11 protein-coding genes are annotated in these 16,889 nt (G+C 67.7%); 6 read left to right on the top strand and 5 right to left on the bottom strand.

The window, feature by feature from the left end; translation table 11 throughout:
- Nucleotides 1-111: 111 nt before the first annotated feature.
- A complete protein-coding gene (gene mprF, locus AC1GI4_RS16285) occupies nt 112-2,667 on the bottom strand; it encodes a bifunctional lysylphosphatidylglycerol flippase/synthetase MprF (RefSeq protein WP_479630439.1) in 2,556 nt (851 codons plus the stop codon).
- 350 nt (nt 2,668-3,017) lie between these two features.
- On the opposite strand from mprF, the gene AC1GI4_RS16280 reads away from it, so the two are divergent.
- From AC1GI4_RS16280 to AC1GI4_RS16270, 3 genes are all read left to right on the top strand, one after another.
- Nucleotides 3,018-3,446, top strand: a complete 429-nt coding sequence (locus AC1GI4_RS16280) for a PDZ domain-containing protein (protein WP_294271320.1) — start codon at nt 3,018-3,020, stop codon at nt 3,444-3,446.
- Nucleotides 3,415-4,104 carry a winged helix-turn-helix domain-containing protein gene (locus AC1GI4_RS16275; protein WP_056434085.1) on the top strand — a complete coding sequence of 230 codons (690 nt, stop codon included), beginning with the start codon at nt 3,415-3,417 and terminating at the stop codon, nt 4,102-4,104. Before AC1GI4_RS16280 ends, AC1GI4_RS16275 begins: the two co-directional genes overlap by 32 nt.
- 77 nt (nt 4,105-4,181) lie before the next feature.
- Nucleotides 4,182-5,456 carry a sensor histidine kinase gene (locus AC1GI4_RS16270; protein ID WP_479630195.1) on the top strand — a complete coding sequence of 425 codons (1,275 nt, stop codon included), beginning with the start codon at nt 4,182-4,184 and terminating at the stop codon, nt 5,454-5,456.
- Nucleotides 5,457-5,603: 147 nt separating this feature from the next.
- On the opposite strand, the gene AC1GI4_RS16265 is transcribed toward AC1GI4_RS16270, so the two are convergent.
- The gene (locus AC1GI4_RS16265) at nt 5,604-8,906 is read right to left on the bottom strand and encodes a trifunctional glycoside hydrolase family 18/polysaccharide deacetylase/glycosyltransferase family 2 protein (RefSeq protein WP_479630194.1); all 3,303 of its coding nucleotides are present in this window, start codon (nt 8,904-8,906) and stop codon (nt 5,604-5,606) included.
- Nucleotides 8,907-9,110: 204 nt separating this feature from the next.
- On the opposite strand from AC1GI4_RS16265, the gene AC1GI4_RS16260 reads away from it, so the two are divergent.
- Entirely contained in the window at nt 9,111-9,854 is a 744-nt protein-coding gene (locus tag AC1GI4_RS16260) for an AcvB/VirJ family lysyl-phosphatidylglycerol hydrolase (protein ID WP_479630193.1), read from the top strand.
- A 21-nt stretch (nt 9,855-9,875) separates the two neighbouring features.
- On the opposite strand, the gene AC1GI4_RS16255 is transcribed toward AC1GI4_RS16260, so the two are convergent.
- Entirely contained in the window at nt 9,876-11,546 is a 1,671-nt protein-coding gene (locus tag AC1GI4_RS16255; RefSeq protein ID WP_479630192.1) for an alkaline phosphatase D family protein, read from the bottom strand.
- A 172-nt stretch (nt 11,547-11,718) separates the two neighbouring features.
- On the opposite strand from AC1GI4_RS16255, the gene AC1GI4_RS16250 reads away from it, so the two are divergent.
- The gene (locus tag AC1GI4_RS16250) at nt 11,719-14,154 is read left to right on the top strand and encodes a TonB-dependent receptor (protein WP_479630191.1); all 2,436 of its coding nucleotides are present in this window, start codon (nt 11,719-11,721) and stop codon (nt 14,152-14,154) included.
- Between the two features lie 189 nt (nt 14,155-14,343).
- Nucleotides 14,344-15,261, top strand: a complete 918-nt coding sequence (locus tag AC1GI4_RS16245; protein ID WP_479630190.1) for a cell wall hydrolase — start codon at nt 14,344-14,346, stop codon at nt 15,259-15,261.
- Between the two features lie 162 nt (nt 15,262-15,423).
- Here the strand turns inward: AC1GI4_RS16245 and AC1GI4_RS16240 are convergent, their stop codons facing one another.
- On the bottom strand, nt 15,424-16,119 hold the full coding sequence (locus AC1GI4_RS16240) for an HAD family hydrolase (RefSeq protein ID WP_294272461.1): 696 nt from the start codon (nt 16,117-16,119) through the stop codon (nt 15,424-15,426).
- Between the two features lie 45 nt (nt 16,120-16,164).
- On the bottom strand, nt 16,165-16,869 hold the full coding sequence (locus AC1GI4_RS16235) for a hypothetical protein (protein ID WP_479630189.1): 705 nt from the start codon (nt 16,867-16,869) through the stop codon (nt 16,165-16,167).
- Between the last annotated feature and the right edge of the window lie 20 nt (nt 16,870-16,889).

Raw genomic sequence — 16,889 nt, 5'->3', positions numbered from 1 at the left:
TGTAAGGGGAGGTGGCAGCGCGCAGCGATGACGGAGGGGTGTCCCGCTTTCGATAGGGCGACACCCCTCCACCAGCTTCGCTGGTCCCCCTCCCCTTACAGGGGAGGAATTTCAGGAAGCTTCACCCCCATCGGCGATCAGCGCGTTCAGGTCGCGCAGCGCCTTGACGAGCCCCAGCCCCCGCGGCCCGGCGATATAGCGCGGCGCCCATTCCGGCTGGAACTTCTCCTTATACGCGCGCAGGCCCCGGAAGCCGTAGAAGCGCTCGCCATGCCGGAACACCAGCGCCGCGACCTTGGCCCAGGTCGGCCCCAGCCGCCGTCCGCCGACGCCCGACAGCGGCGCAAGGCCCAGCGCGAACCGGCCATAGCCCTGCTGCTGCCCCCACAGCATCAACTCGACGAACAAATAGTCCATCACCCCGCCCGGCGCGTCCTCGACATGGCGCATCAGGTCGACCGACAGCTCGCGCCGATCACCCGCTTTCCAGAGATTGGCAAAGGCGACGATCCGCCCCTCGACCCGCACCACCGCGCAATCGGTCAGCGCCAGATAGGCCGGGTCGAACCGCCCCAGGCTGAACCCCTTTTCGCCATGCCCCTTTTCCAGCAGCCAGTCGTCGGACACCGCCTTCAGCTCGGGCAGGATGGCGGGCACGTCGGCGGCGGGCAGGATGGCGAAGCTGGCATTCTCGCGCGTGCGGAAGCGGTTGAGAGTCTGACGCAGCCCGCGCATCCGCCCGCCCTCCAAGGCGAAGCTTTCGAGATCGATCAGCGCTTCCTCACCATATTTGATGATCTGAAGCCCCATCTCGATCGCGATTTCGAGGCAATCGGGGGTGATCTGATAGAGCATCAACCGCCCTTGCGCGGCGTCCGCCATGGTGCGCAGCTGCCACAACAGGTCCGCCCAGGCGGCACGCGGGCCGACGGGGTCCCCCATCGCGATCCAGCTGGTGCCCCGCACCTGATACATGACGAAGGCGTCGCCCTCGGGCGAGAACAGGAAGCGCTTGTCCCCCAGCAGCGCGAGCGCTGCGTCGGTGCGGTCGGCCCGTCCGACCACGGCCAGGACCTGCTCCATCGCCGGATGGTCGGTTTCGCCCGGCGGTGCGGCCAGGAACAGCCGCCACAGCCCCGCCCCCGCCAGCATCACCGCGACGCCCAGGCCTGCGCGCAGAAAGCGCGACGCGTCGTCGGACAGGGCGAAGCGCCACCAGAGCGATTCCTGATAATCGACATGCTTATAAGCGAAAAAGCCGATCCAGCCGGTGCCGACGATCACCACCGCGACGCTGAACAGCCAGGCGGGCGAGAGCGGCCGCGCGACCAGCGAGGTGCGGCGGTAAAAGGCCTTGCGGCTCAACTGGAGGAGCAGTGCGATCGTCAGGCAGACCGCCGCTTCCTCGTAATCAATGCCCTTGGCGAGCGAGAAGATCGCGCCCGCGACCAGCAGCGCGCGCGCCGCCAGGCTCGCCCCGTCGAGCCGACGGTACAGTCCCGGTGCGAGCAGCAACAGGCCGGTCCCGACCAGGCTGGCGGCGAAGTGCGACGCCTCGATAAAGGGCAGCGGGACGATATGGACCAGATGGTGCACGCGCTGCGGAATGGCGGGCAGCGATCCCGACAGCAGCAGGATCGCGCCGCCGCCGAAACAGGCCGCGCTCAACAGCGTCGGCGCGATGCCCAACAGCACCCGGCGCAGGTCGCGCAGCGCCCGGATCGGCCGCCGCCGCACCTCGTCCCAGGCGAGCAACGCGATGCCCAGCGCCAGCGGGGCGAGATAATAAAGGACACGGTATGCGATCAACGCGGCGAACAGCGCGGTGCGGTCGACCGGCACCGTCGCCAGCACCACCGCCTCGAACACACCGATACCGCCGGGCACATGGCTGACCAACGCAACGATGATCGCCAGCGCATAGGCGAGCAGGAAGGCAGGCAGCAGGTCGATCGACGCGCCCGGCAGCAGCACGAACAGCGCCGCACTGGCACAGGCGAGGTCGAGCGAGGCGATGCCGATCTGCGCCACCGCCTGGGCCGGTGTGGGCAGCGGCACGCTCCAGGCGCGCCAGCCCACCCTCTTCCCGGGCCGCAGCGCGCAGAGCAGGATCAGCCCCAGCGCCCCCGCCACCACCGCGCCACCGATCCAGCGGACGATGCCCTGCCCCAGCACCAAAGTCTCGACGGTGATCGGTCCCTCATGGAACAATAGCCCCAGTCCCGTGACGGTGAACACCCCGAACCAGAAGGTCGCGCTGGCGATGGCGATGACCCGCGCGATGTCCGGCCCGTCCAGCCCGGCGGCGGCATAGACGCGGTAACGCGCCGATCCGCCGGTCAGCAGCGCCAGCCCCAGATTGTGGCTGAGCGTATAGCTGGTGAAGGACGCCACCGCCGCCGTCCGCCAGCGCAATGGCCGTCCGATGACGCGAAGCGCGATGACGTCATAGAAGGTCAGCGCGACATAACTGGCTATGGTGAAACCGACCGAGAGCATGATCTGGCGCGGATCGATCGCATAAAAGGCGGCGCGCACGTCGCTCAACCGGATCGAGCGGGTCAGATGGTGCAGCGCCGACAGCCCGAGCGCGACGAGCAGCACGACGGCGCCGACCGCCAGATAGCCGCGCCGCGCCTTGGCATAGGCGACGATCCGGTCGACCATGGATGCCAGCCCGGAATGGGTCGTCACCGAACCGTCCAGTTCGCGATCGTCATGTTCCGATCGCCCGTCATATCCGCCCCCACTCGTGCTCATCTCACTTGCATTCCGGCCCCTTGCCCATGAGCCTGACCGCGGCATAGGATTGTTGCCGCCCACGCCGCCTTACGGCGCCATGACAAGTTCGTCATCCACGGATCCCGATTTTCATGACAGAAGCGTCATGCTTCGCCCACCCTTCCCACAGGTCGCCTGGGGTAGATGGGTGATGTGAAAGGATCGCGTCTTCTCCTCCCGTATCGACAACCGGCCATCATCGCTCCGGGCGGGTGCATGCGCGATCGGCAACCGCGATGAAGAGCCTGCGGATCGTCGGCTGGAGCGCCGGGATGGCGGCGCTGATCGGGGGGGCGGCCTTTGCGCTGCTCGTCGGGCACATGCCGCTTCATGCCGGGCCGCACCGCCCCTCGACGCTGTACGGCGCGACCTTCGCGCCGGTGGCGGAGGGCCGCCCCGGCCTGGTCGTCACCAGCCTGCGCAGCGATGTCGATGACGACAGCGCCGCGCTGGTCAGGCCGCCGCTCCATGTCGGCGATACGGTCCTGTCGGTCGACGGCCACCCCGCCACCTCCTTCGCGCTGCTGCGTGACGAGGCCGCGCTCGCCACGGATACGCCGATGCGTCTTCAGGTCGCGCGCGACCATGGCCTCCTCACGATCACGCTGCTAAGGAGCGGCGCGGGAGGACAGCGTGGCCAACAGGATTTTGCTGATCGAAGATGACCGCTCGACGGCGGATTACATCGCCAACGGGTTGCGGGAAGAAGGCTTTCTGATCGACCATGCGGCCAATGGCCGCGACGGCCTTTTCCATGCCACCGACGGCACTTACGACTGCATCATTCTTGATCGGATGCTGCCGGGCATGGACGGCATGTCGGTGCTGGCCGCGATCCGCGCGGCGGGAATCGAATCGCCCGTGCTGATCCTGTCGGCGCTTTCCTCGCCGGAGGACCGGGTGGCAGGACTGACCTCCGGCTCGGACGATTACCTGACCAAGCCCTTCGTCTTCGCCGAGCTGCTGGCGCGGGTCCGCCTGCTGATCCGGCGCGGCGGAACGACGGGCAATGCGCCGCAGACCAAGCTGGTGTGCGACGATCTGGAGATGGACCTGCTCGCCCACCGCGTCCGGCGCGCGGGCAAGCCGATCGACCTGCAGCCACGCGAATACCGGCTGCTCGAATATCTGCTCCAGCATGTCGACCAGGTCGTGACCCGCACCATGTTGCTGGAGGGCGTGTGGGATTTCCATTTCGACCCCAACACCAACGTCACCGACGTGCATATCAGCCGGTTGCGCAAGAAGATCGACGAAGGCTTTGCCCGCCCGCTCCTGCATACGGTGCGCGGCTCGGGTTATAAGCTGGGGGTCGAGAAATAGCACCGGCGGTCCTCCGCTCGACCACGCTGCGGTTCGCGCTGCTGGTCTTTGCGCTCCAGCTGATCGGCGCGGGCGCGATGGTGGTGACCGTCCGTCATCTGACCCGAAGCGAGATCGCCGCACAGGCCGAGGATGCCGCAAGCGACCTGCACGACGAATTGTCGGGCATGTGGCTGGCGGGCGGGCAAAAGGCAGTGCGCGCGGCAGTCGACCGGCGGTTGAACACAGACCGCCTGCCGCTGTCGGTCATCCTGCTGACCGATGCACAGGGCCGCTTCGTGGCGGGCAACATCGCCGAATGGCCCCCCAACGTCCCCACCCCCGGAACGGCGACGATCGAGATCTTCCGCATCGGCCATTCGCAGCCCGAACGGATGCGGGTGATGGCGTCACGCCTGCCCGATGGCTCGCGGATGCTGGCGGGCCATGTCGTCGAAAGCGAGCTGCGCGTTGCGTTGGCGATGGAAGAGGCGATGGCGGTCGGCATGGCGGCGGCGATCGTTCTCGCCGCGCTGGCCGCCTGGATCGCCGCGCGGATGATCGAGCGGCGGCTGGAGGATACGGTCGCCACCGCCCATGCGGTCGCCGCCGGGGACCTGTCGCGCCGGGTCGCGCCCAATGGCGGCGACGATGCCTTCGATGCGCTGGCAAAGGCGGTCAACGCGATGCTCGACCGGATCGCGCTGCTGATGACCGAATTGAAGGTCGCGACCGACGGGCTGGCGCACGACCTGCGCTCGCCGCTGACCCGGCTGCGCTCGACGCTGGATCGCGCGCTGGCGGAGAGCCGGGACGAGAATGCGCGGGTCGCGGTCGGCCGCGCGATGGAGGAAGGCGACCGGCTGCTCGCCATGCTCGACACCGCGCTGCGCATCAGCCGGGCCGAGGCGGGGCTGGGCCGCGACGCCTTTGTCGAGGCCGATCTGGGCGCGATGATCCGCGACGTAGCCGACATGTTCGAGCCGCTGGCCGAGGATCGCGGCATGACCATCCGCGCCGAGGGGCCGGAGACGCTGGTCGCACGGGTCCATCGCGAATTGCTGGGCCAGGCGATCGCCAACCTCATCGACAATGCGCTGAAATATGGTGCGGGCGAAGTCGTCGTCCGGGTCGAGCCGGGGCCGGTACTGGTCGTCGCGGATGACGGCCCCGGTATTCCCGAAGACCGCCGGGACGAGGCGTTGAAGCGGTTCGGACGGCTGGACGCCGCACGGACGGAGAGCGGCGCAGGGCTGGGCCTGTCGCTGGCCAGCGCGGTGGCGCATCTGCATGGCGGCACCGTGGCGCTGGAGGACAACGCGCCGGGCTTGCGGGTTCGCCTGACGCTTACCCCCGACACCCATTCCGCCTGAACGCCCTACCTCCGTTCGGCTCGAAATCCCCAAATCCCGTTCAGCCTGAGCGAAGTCGAAGGCCACGCTTGTCGCTAGCGGCGGACCATGTGCTTCGACTTCGCTCAGCACGAACGGAGGTGGTGGCTCAAAGGCCGAGGGCAGCCCCTACGCCCCCACATTCCCCGTCCGCTCCAGCTTGCCCCAGCCGACGATCCATCCGCCGATCGCCGAGGCGATGGCCCGGATCACGACCCAGTACATGATCTGTCGATAGACCAGCCGCTGCGCGACCAGCAGATGTGCCGGATAGCGAACGCGGTTGCCGTCCAGCCGATAGGCGAGCCACCCGCACAGCACGTCGACCATGGTGAAGACGGTCCAATAGGCCGCCATCTGGAACACGTCCGTCTGCGTCTGCGCCCAGCCATGCTGGCCGACGCGCACCGCCGTCCCGATGATCGACAGGACCAGCGCCAGGTCGATCAGCGGCGAGATCGCGGCGAACAGGATCTGGAAGAGCCACGCCTGCGGCAAACCGATCCGCGCCAGCCCGGCGGGCTTGCCGGTGCGCAGGATGGCACGATGCTTCCACAGGCATTGCAGCGTGCCGAACGCCCAGCGATAGCGCTGCTTGGCCAGCGCGCGGAAGCTCTCGGGCGCTTCGGTCCAGGCGACGGCGCGCGGATCATAGGTCACGCGCCACCCGGCCCGCTGGATCGCGATGGTCAGGTCCTGATCCTCGGCCAGCGTATCCTCAGGATAGCCGCCCACGGCATCCAGCGCGGCGCGCCGCCACGCCCCGACAGCGCCCGGCACCACGGTCATCGCATCGAACCCGGCAAGCGCGCGCCGTTCCAGATTCTGCGCGGTGATATATTCGACCGCCTGCCAGCGGGTGACCAGGTTGACCCGGTTGCCCACCCGCGCATCGCCCGCCACCGCGCCCAGCTTGGGATCGGCGAACCAGCGGGCGAGCTTGGCGATCGTCTCCGGCTCGAACTGGGTGTCGGCGTCGAGCGCGATCAGCACCTCGCCGGTCGCGTCCTGCAACGCGCGGTTCAACGCCGCCGCCTTGCCGCCATTGACCAGCGTCAGCAGGCGGACGCGCGGTTCGTTCGCGAACGCCGCACGCACCACGGCGCTGGTCCCGTCCTTCGATCCGTCATCGGCGACGATGACCTGAAGGCCCGGATAGTCGCTGGCGAGCACCCGTTCGACCGACTGGACGATCACCCGTTCCTCGTTGAAGGCGGGAATGATGACCGAGACGCTGGGGGTGAAGGCGGGCGGCACCGGCTTGGACTTGCGCCCCTGGAACCAGGCGAGGCCCGCCATCACCACCGCGCGTGCGATACCCAGTGCAATGGCGAGATAGAACAGCCAGGCCAGCGACGCCGACAGGAAGGCCAGCGCGACGAAGATCGCGACGTCGGTGCGCACCGCCAGCAGGTCATGCCCCTCGACCAGCGGCATCGCCTGGTCGCGGCTGACGCCCACCAGCTGCGAGGCGGGGACGAACTTATAGCCTTCGGCGCGCAGCGTCTCGATGATGCGGGGCAACGCCTCGACCGTCTGCTCGCGGTCACCGCCGCCATCGTGCAGCAGAACGACATTGGCCGAATTGTCCGGCGTCGCGCCATGCACCTGGTCGATCGTCTGCTGGACGATCGCGTCGGTGCCTGGCCGCTGCCAGTCGTTCGGATCGACGTGCAGGCCGACGACCGTATAGCCCAGATTCTGGGCGATCAGGGCGGGATCGATTTCGTCCGCCGTGGTCGGCTCGGCGTCTCCAAAATAGGGCGCGCGGAACAGCGTGGTCGAACGGCCCGTATAGGCCTGGATCAGACGCTTGGTCGCATTCAGCTCCAGCTTGATCGTACGCGCGCCGGTCGTCGCCATATTGGGATGGGTATAGCTGTGATTGCCGATCTCGCTGCCGTCCGCGACGATCCGGCGGAGCAGCTGCGGGTGTTGCAGCGCATTCTCGCCGATCACGAAGAAGGTGGCGGGAACGTGCTCGCGCTCCAGCACGTCGAGGATTTTGGGCGTCCATTCGGCGTCGGGACCATCGTCGAAGGTCAGCGCGATCGTCTTCGGGACCGCCCCCGCCCGCTGCACGACATAGGGCGTCGGATAGGTGCGATAGACCTCGTTCCGGATTACGCCGTCCTTGTCATATTGCAGCGCGCGCTCGCCCTGGGTCGGCTGCGCCGTGATGCGCAGGATTTCGCCCGTCCCCTCGACATCGACGTTCAGCGGCGAGGCGATGGCGCCCAGCCGGGGAATGACCCCGCGCGCGGTGCTGCGAAAGGCGGCGAAATCCGCCCACAGGCCGGGGTCTTCCGATCCCAGCTGCCAGAAGGCGACATCGTCGATGCCCAGCCGCTTGAGCGCCTGAAGCTGGTTCCAGCTCGACGCGGCATCGAGCATCCAGACGGTGTGGTGCTCGCCATTCTCGTCATAGGCGAAACCGGCATTGCCGCTGGCCTGGTCGAACGTCACCTTCGCCTGGCTGTCATGCGCGATCAGCCATGCCTCTTCGATCGACCGCGCCTCGGCCGGCCCCTTGGCGGGCCAGTCATAGCCGTAGCTGCCCAGCGCCACGATCAGCTTGTCGCGACCGACCTCGCGCAGCGCCTTTTCCGACGCCTGCAGGAACCAGGGCTGCGCCGCGATCGGCCCCGGCGTGCCGGTCTGCCAATGCTGGTCATAGGCCATCAGGATGATGCGATCGACGACCTTCGCCAGCCCCTGCAACTGCCACGCCTCGTCCTCGGCGGGGACGGTGACGGCCAGTACCGTGCCCTTGGGCAGATGCGCCTTGATCCGCTGGAGCAGCCGGGGATACCCCGCCATCGCGCTGGCGGGCAGGTTCTCGAAGTCGATGACCAGACCCGACTGCCGGTTGGCCGTCACCGACCGGCCCAGCTGGGTCGCCAGCTTTTCGGACGCCGCCGGGCTGGCGATGATCCGCGCGATCGTCCGCCCGTCCCACTCATCGTCGGACAGGTTCTGCACCATCGGCAACAGGCGCGGCGGCTTGGCGGCGTGGGACAACAGGCTGGCAAGCTTGGGATCGTTGTTGATCGCCAGTTGGCCCTTGGGTCCGGACACGTTCATCAGCGACGGCACCAGCCAGTCGATCTGGCCCATGTGCGCGTGGAGCGAGGCCAGCGCGGAATCATTGCCCGGCGTGTAGAAGGCGATGGTCAGCGGCGTATGGTCCTGCGCCACCGACTTGCGGGGTAGCCATTCGCCCCGCCGCCCCTTCAGCTGCGCGGTCGGCTCCAGCGTCATCGCCTGCCGCCGCGCGAAGGGCAGAGGCAGCACGCCCGAATTGGGCACCGCGACCAGCGTCGTCGCAAAGGCGATGGCGGCGACCACCACCGCCAGGATCGTCACCGCGACGGCACGCCGCGCCCAGGCGCCCCGACGGCCCGTCGGGTCAAAGAAGATCGGGTTGGTCAACGGTGTCGGTCCTTGGTCATCTACGTGATTATCGCGGCGGCCCCATATATCCCCGACCGCTTAAGCCCACGTTTCCATCGCACAGCCGATGGCAGATCATGGGCATAGAGCGAGTGATCGCAACATTACAGATTTTTCATGACGCACCCGCTTTCCTTCCATCGGGCGCGTGACAATGCTCTGCGCCCCGCAATAGGACATGTCATGGCCCGTCTTCTCGCCCGCCCGCGCCGCCGATGGCCGCCTATCCTTGGCGCCGTCCTGCTCCTGCTTTTGGGTGCAGTCGGTATCCTTCTCTATTCGGGCAGTTATTTCGACAAGGACCCGTTCACGCACTTCCCGCCCGAAGGCCGGGAACAGCCGGTCCTCGTTCTCTCGCTGTCAGGTGACATGGGGCTTCGCTATGGCATGGGGGGCGTCATCGCGCGGTCGCTGAGCGCCAAGGGGATCGAGGTGCTGGGCGTTAATTCGCCCGTGCTGTTCCGCAAGCACCGCACCGCTGCGCAGGTGGACGCGGTCATCGCCGATCTGGTCCGCCGCGCCGAAGCCGAACGGGGCGACCGCAAGCTCGTGCTGCTCGGCCAGTCCTATGGCTCGGACATGCTGCAGACCGGATTGGCGCATCTGCCCGTCGATCTGCGCCGGGCCATTTCCGCGGTGATTCTGGTCGTGCCGGGCAAGACCGCCTTCTTCCGTTCCGACCCCTCGGGCCTGGCCTATGCGGGGCGGCCGGACAGCATCGCGATCACGACCGCGCGACAGATCGACTGGGTGCCGATGACCTGCATCTACGGCGTGCGCGAACCCGACAGCCTGTGCCCGTTGCTCAAACAGCCCAATGTCCGCAGCGTCGCCCTGCCCGGCGGCCATTACATGAACCATGACGACGCCACACTGGTCGCGCATGTCGAGGCGGCGGTGCGCCGGGCGCCCTCCCCCGCCGCGTGACGGAGGAGGGCTGGACAGCGATCAGGCCGTGATCGCCTCGATCGGCGTATCCGCGCCCTTGTGGGTCCGCCAAGTGGCGGCGCAGCCCAGCGCATAGGGTTTGGCCAGTACCGTCGACACCGTCATGTAGCGCGCCGTGGCGGTATCGCGGGTCAGGGTCAGGTACAGATAGCCCTTGTCGTCCTGGTCGCAGAAGCGGACGACCTTGGGATTGGCCGCCGCGATCTCGCGCCCGATGCCGGGCATCAGGTCGCCCCAGGACGGGCTGGTGATGGACGTGCCCGCAAACTCCGCCGCGACCAGCTGGCCACGCGCGTCATACAGGTCGTTGGCCCAGGCCGCATGGCTGTCGCCCGAGACGACCACGGGCCGCGCCCCCGCCCGCCGGAATGCGGCGTAGAGTCGCTCGCGCGCCGCCGGATAGCCGTCCCAGCTGTCGAAATTCAGCGGCAGGCCCGCGCGATAGGACGCCTGCGCCTCGCCCAGCTGCCGACGCTCGGCTTCCGACAGGCGTTCGGTCAGCTTGGCATAGCCCTGCGGTCCCATCTGCTTTTCCAGGTCGGGACCGTCGATCCGCGCCATCACCACCTGATTGCCGATCACCTGCCACGGCGTTCCCGCCCTGACCGAACCGGCCAGCGTCCGTTCGACCCAGTCGAGCTGCCCCGCACCCAGCAATTCGCGGTCGGGCCGCGCGCGCTCGGCCATCATCGCGGCATATTCGTTGGGTTCGGGCGCCTCGCCCTTGGCACGCACCTGCTTCGAGCGGGCGAGCAACCGCGATTCCAGCATGACCAAGGTCGCCAGATCGCCGAAGTCGAAGCTCCGATAGATGGCTTCCCAGGGCTGACCCGGTTTGGGGTCGCGGATCGGCATCCATTCGAAATAGGCCTGCATCGCCGCCGCCTTGCGCTTGCCCCAGTCGCCTTCGGTCGCGGGCTGGTGGTTCTGAGCGCCGCCGATCCAGTCGTCATTGGCGACCTCGTGATCGTCCCACACGCAGATGAAGGCGGCGCGGGCGTGCGCGGCCTGCATGTCGGGATCGCGCTTCACCTGGGCATGGCGCTGGCGATAATCGGCCAGCGTCACGATCTCATGCAGGGGCTCGGGCAGGCGGTTCAGCTTGTGCCCGATGGCCGAGCCATAGCCGTCCGCGCCATATTCGTAGATATAGTCGCCCAGATGGACCACCGCGTCGAGCCGCTCGGTCCTGGCGATCGCGTCATAGGCGTTGAACAGCCCACCGGGGTAAAGCTGGCACGACACCACCGCCAGCGCCAGTTCCTCGACCCGCCCGCGCGGCAGGGTGCGGAAGCGCCCCTCGGGCGAGCGCTGGCCGCCCGCCGTCTCGAACCAGTAGCGATAGTCGCGGCCGGGTTGCAGCCCGGTCACCTCGACCTTGGCGGTGAAGTCGCGCGCGCTCCGCGCCGTGACCCGGCCGGTGTGGAGGCCGACCGCATCGCCGCCGCCGATCGGCGCGACATGCCAGGTCAGCGCGATGTCCCCGCTATGCCCCTCGGCGGGCGTCGCGCGGGTCCACAGGATCGCGCCGACCGGCGACGGATCGCCGCTGGCCACGCCGTGATCGAAGCGAACCGCCGGGGCCTCGGCCTGCGCCAGCGTCGTCGGCAGGGCTAGGCTCGCCCCGCTTCCCATCAGCTTGATCGCGCGGCGTCGGTTCATCATCGTCATCGTGTCGGTCCTTTCGGCCCGACCGGCTAGGCGCGCCAGACGACAGCGCGATGGCGGAGCCGTGACGGTTTGGCGACAAGGGGCGCCCGTCATAAAACTGAAATATGGCAGACACGGGCTGGTAATTCCTCGTGCCTAAGGACCCGCCGAGACAGGGTAATCCGGGGGCACTATGAATTCGACGACGATCGGCCGCGCGACGTGCGCGATGCTGCTGGCGGGCCTGTCGCAGGTCGCCTTCATCCAATCGGTGGCGGCGCAGGCCATGATCCAGCCGCAGGAAGACGCGCGCGATGCGAACGACAATCCCGACGTCATCGTCACCGCACAGAAGCGCGAACAACGGATCGAGGACGTGCCCGTCACCGTCACCGCCGTCACGGGCGCGCGCATGGCGGACCTGGGCGTCAACTCATTGTCCGAAGTCGCGCAATATATCCCGGGCCTTCAGATCCAGGAGCAGAGCGCGAACAATCCCGGCTTCGTGATCCGGGGCATCACCTCGGACTCCGGCTCGGCGCAGCAGGGCGCGCGCGTCACGCTCTATTACAACGGCGTGGACATCAGCCGGACGCGCGGCGCCTATCAGGACCTTTACGATATCGAGCGGATTGAGGTGGTGAAGGGGCCGCAGGCGACGCTGTTCGGCACCGCCGCCGCCATCGGCGCGATCAACATCATCTCCGCCAAGCCCCGCGCGGGAACCGAGGGCGGCATCCTGGCCTCCTATGGCAATTTCGACCGGACACAGGTGTCGGGCTATCTGAACGCAGGCAACGACACGCTCGCCGGGCGGATCGCCTTCGCGTATAAATATCGCGACGGTTATGTCCGCAACATCGCGGGCGATCCGAAGGTACCGAACCAGAACCAGGGCCGGGTCGACCAGGACGACCTGAACGGTCAGGACCAGCGGGGCGTTCGCGGGTCGCTGCGCTGGACGCCCAATTCGTCTGTGACGGCCGATCTGGTGCTGACCTATGACGGACAGCGCAATCCCGGTACCGCGTTCAAGAGCCGCGTCTTCGCCCCCACGGGCGGCCAGACCGGCGATTATGGCTATGCCGAACTGTCGGGCTCGCCCTTTTCCGCCGAGGTGCTGGGCAAGCGCAAGCTGGGGCTGACGCGCAACGTCTATGATGCCAATCTGACGGTCGCGGTCGATGTCGCGTCGGGCATCACCTTCACCACGGTCAACGGTTACCGCCGGTTCGACTCGCTCGAGATCTTCGACGCGGACGGTGGCCCCGCCTGGTATCTGGAGTTCGGCGAGGACGCCAAGGGCGACCAGTGGAGCCACGAAGGCCGCTTCGCCTTCGACGGCGCGCATTACCGTGCATCGTTCGGCTGGAACGCATTCTTCGAGAACGGGCAGCAGCGCGTACCCTTCTCGACCGAGGAAGGGACCTATCTGGCCTGTTCGGTCGCACGCGACTTCGCGCCGATCCGCCAGATTCTGAACGGCGCGGGACTGCCGACCGGCACCGCCTGCGTCGCGGCCAACGGCACCGTCCCGGCGACGCGCGCCACCGCGATCCTGTCGCGCGGGACGGCGACCGTCCTGCCCTACAGCGCCAGCTTCGCCAATTACGGCAATACCGACACCTATTCGGTCTTTGCCGACGCCACCTGGATTCCAATGGACGCGCTGGAACTGACGGCGGGTGCGCGCGTGCTGATCGAGGATCGCCAGTCGGGCTATAGCTCGGTCATGCCCGACAGCCGGTTGCTGGCGGGGGCCGGGATCTTCACCAGCCTGCTCGCCGCCGCCAATACCAAGGGGCAGAAATTCACCGCCGAACGCAGCTATGCCGCGGTCCTGCCCCGCTTCAACGCGCTGTATCGCCTGAGCGATGATGTGAACGTCTATGCCACGGTCAGCAAGGGCCGCCGCTCGCCGGTGGTCCAGCTCGACGCGCAACGCATCGTGCCGCTCAGCGTCGCCAATTCGGGCGCGATCCCCCGGCTCCAGATCATTCCGGCGGAAGACGTCTGGAATTACGAGGGCGGCATCAAGGGGCGGGTCGGCCCGTTCTCGGGCGCGGCCTCGGTCTTCTACCAGCGATACAAGGGTTTCCAGGTCTCGGTGTTCGAGAACGGCCTGACCGTGACGCGCAGCGCCGGGTCCGCCAACAATCTCGGCGTCGAGCTGGAGGCCAATGTCGCGGTCCATCGCTGGCTCGGTCTGTTCGGCACCTTCGCCTATATCGATGGCGGCATCGGCAACGATCCGTCGAACGGCGTCTTCGCGGGCAACCGCTTCCGCCTGCAACCCGACACCACCGCATCGGGCGGCGCCAATATCCGCATCCCGATCGGCACATCGGCGACCTTCTATGCGACGCCCAGCGCCACCTATCGCTCGAAAGTGTATTTCGAACTGCCCAACAGCGAGGCGATCTCGCAGGGCGGCTATACGCTGGTCAACCTTCGCGCAGGCGTGGAGTTTGGCGACCAGAGCCGCTTCCATGTCGGCGGCTTCGCGCGAAACCTGACGAACAAGCGCTATCTGATCGATGCGGGCAATACCGGCGGCACGTTCAGCACCCCGACCTATATCGCGGGCGAGCCGCGCTTTTATGGCGTGGAGCTGGGCGCGCGTTTCTGACGGATATCCTCCCCGGACACGGGGAGGTGGCAGGCGGAAGGCCTGACGGAGGGGGGGCCCCATGGGACAGGCTTTGCGGCGATCCCCCTCCACCATGCTTCGCATGTCCCCCTCCCCGTGCCGGGGGGAGGATGGCGTACGCTTAACCGCTTCCTAACCCCGGCCCACTAGACGCGATAGCCTGGGGCCATGGGTTGGGAAGCGGATATCGTGTTGCGCTGGTTGATGTTGGTGGCGGGCCTCGCGATCGCGACCTCGTGCACGCCCGTCCACCATCCGCCCGCGCATCTGACGCTCGACGTACCGCCGCCGACCGCACGGACGCTGCTGCGCCAGCTGGCGCTCGACGTGCCCGACACCGACCTGCCCGAGGCGATCAGCGGCAATACGCCGATCGAGATGGCCGCCGCCCCCGCCTTCAGCGGCATCGCCCGCACCGCGACCGACGCCGCGCGCGCCGCCGAGTGCCTGACCGCCGCCATCTATTACGAGGCGCGCTCCGAACCCGTCGACGGCCAGCGCGCGGTGGCGCAGGTCGTGCTCAACCGCGTCCGCGACCGGGCCTTTCCGAAAAGCATCTGCGGCGTCGTCTATCAGGGGTCGGGCCGGTCGACCGGCTGCCAGTTCAGCTTCACTTGCGACGGATCGATGCTGCAACCCCGCGACCTGGCCGCCTGGGGCCGCGCCGCCGCCGTTGCGCAAGGAGCGCTGGCCGGACTGGTCTATGCGCCGGTGGGAGCCGCAACCTTCTACCACGCCAATTACGTGCTGCCTTGGTGGGCTTCCAGCCTCAGCCGGATCGGATCGGTCGGCACGCATATCTTCTATCGCTGGCGCGGGGCGCTGGAGCGCGATCTGTCTTTCCGCCAGGATTATGCCGGGGTGGAGCCGAACATCCCCGTGCCGGCCGCCGCCGTGAACCCGGTCGCCGCGCCGGTGGCCGAGGCGGTGTACGGCGTCACCATCCATCGCGGCGAGCAGCGGGCGGAGGCGAAGACAGCGCCCGTATCGACGGCTGGCGTTCGCATCCATCGCAACGGCTTTGCCCATGGCGGCGGAGAGGCCCCCTCCGGGGTGATCGTCGGCGAGGAAAGCGATCCGAGCTGATCGGGCCAACCTATTCCTCCCCCACAGGGGGAGGGGGACCGCCGGGCGCCAGCCCGGTGGTGGAGGGGTGTCCCCGGTGGTGAGGGCGCTATCACCTCTCCACCGGGGACACCCCTCCGTCAGGCCTTCGGCCTGCCACCTCCCCTTGCAGGGGAGGAATACTTACCCGATCGCGTCGATCCAGTCGGGCAAATCACCCAACCTCTCCAGCTGGCGGAAGCGGGGGTGGTCGACCGGCGTTTCGCCCGCCTCATGGCTCCATGCCAGCGGTTGCGGTATATAGGCGGCCCAGCCGCCAGCCTTGAGCGCGGGCAGCACGTCGGAGCGCATCGAATCTCCCGCCATCACCGCGGCCTCGGGCGCGACGCCGTGACGCTCGAAGATGCGGGCGAAGGTGTCGGGCGTCTTGTCGCTGACGATGGCGACATCGTCGAAATGCGACCCCAGCCCCGATGCGGCCAGCTTCGCTTCCTGATGCAGCAGGTCGCCCTTCGTCACCAGCACCAGCCGCCCCCGCTCGCGCAGCGCCTCGATCGTCTCGGCGATGCCGTCGAGCAGTTCGACCGGATGCGCCAGCAACTGCCGCCCCGCCTCCAGCACCCGCGCGATCAGGTCGGTGGGCAGGGTCGGCCCCGCCAGTTCCACCGCCGTCTCGATCATCGACAGGGTAAAGCCCTTGGCGCCGTAGCCATAGAGCCGCAGGTTACGCGCCTCGCACGCCTCCAGCGTGGCGCGGGCGACCCGCGCCTCGGCAAAGGGGGCGAGCAGGCCGACCAGCGCCTCTTCGGTCGCGGCGAAATGGCGCATATTGTGCCAGAGCGTGTCATCCGCATCGAGGCAGATCAGCGCGATGGTCATCGAGTAGCTCCCATTTGGCTCAACGTTCCTGGCGGCGCGTTTCCATCACAGCTCGCGGATCAGGCGCAAGCCCAAACGCGGCCGGAACCGCTCGGCGCGGGCCTTTTCGGCACCGATGCCGCCCTGCACCCCCAGCTTGCCGAAACTGCGATGAACCTGCGGCATCAACAGCCAATAGGCGCCCTGGCCATTTTGCCGGTTCAGCTCCAGGCCCAGCACCGTGTCGGGATTCAGATCGTAGAAGGTTGAGTGGTTGATGATCGTCCCCGTCTCGTTGCCTTCGCGCAGGGTAACGTCGCCGACGCCCAGCATCGTCATCGTGCTCCACCGCTCGCCGAAGCGATTGCCGAGCAGCCATAACAGGGTGGAGGTCCAGCCGCCTTCCTTCCGGTCATGCAGCCCCAGATACTGGACGCCGTGGACGCTCCGCCCGCCCCGGAAGGTGCCCAACCGCTTCTGAAGCCCCATCTTGTACTGGACGACGCGGCTATTGATGAGCGGCAATTCCAGTTCGACCGCAAAGCCGTTCGTCACCGCGATCTCGACCTCCGGCGCCCATTCCAGCTCGCCGCGCGGGCCGGGCAGGTCGCGCTGCGCCAGCGCGTTGACCTCGATCTCGCCTGCCTTGGCGGTCAGCGGGCGGATCATGTCGAACACCATCGGTTCGGGGATGTCGGGGCCGGACTGGGCGGCGGCGGACGCACTGAAGAACAGCAGCCCCAAGACGGAAAAGGCCAGGCGGCCGGTCATGTACATCGTCAAACTCCCAG

It is taken from the genome of Sphingomonas sp. 77B, from assembly GCF_056497825.1.
The sequence above is the reverse complement of the archived record's forward strand: the minus strand, read 5'-3'. Positions and strand labels throughout refer to the sequence as shown.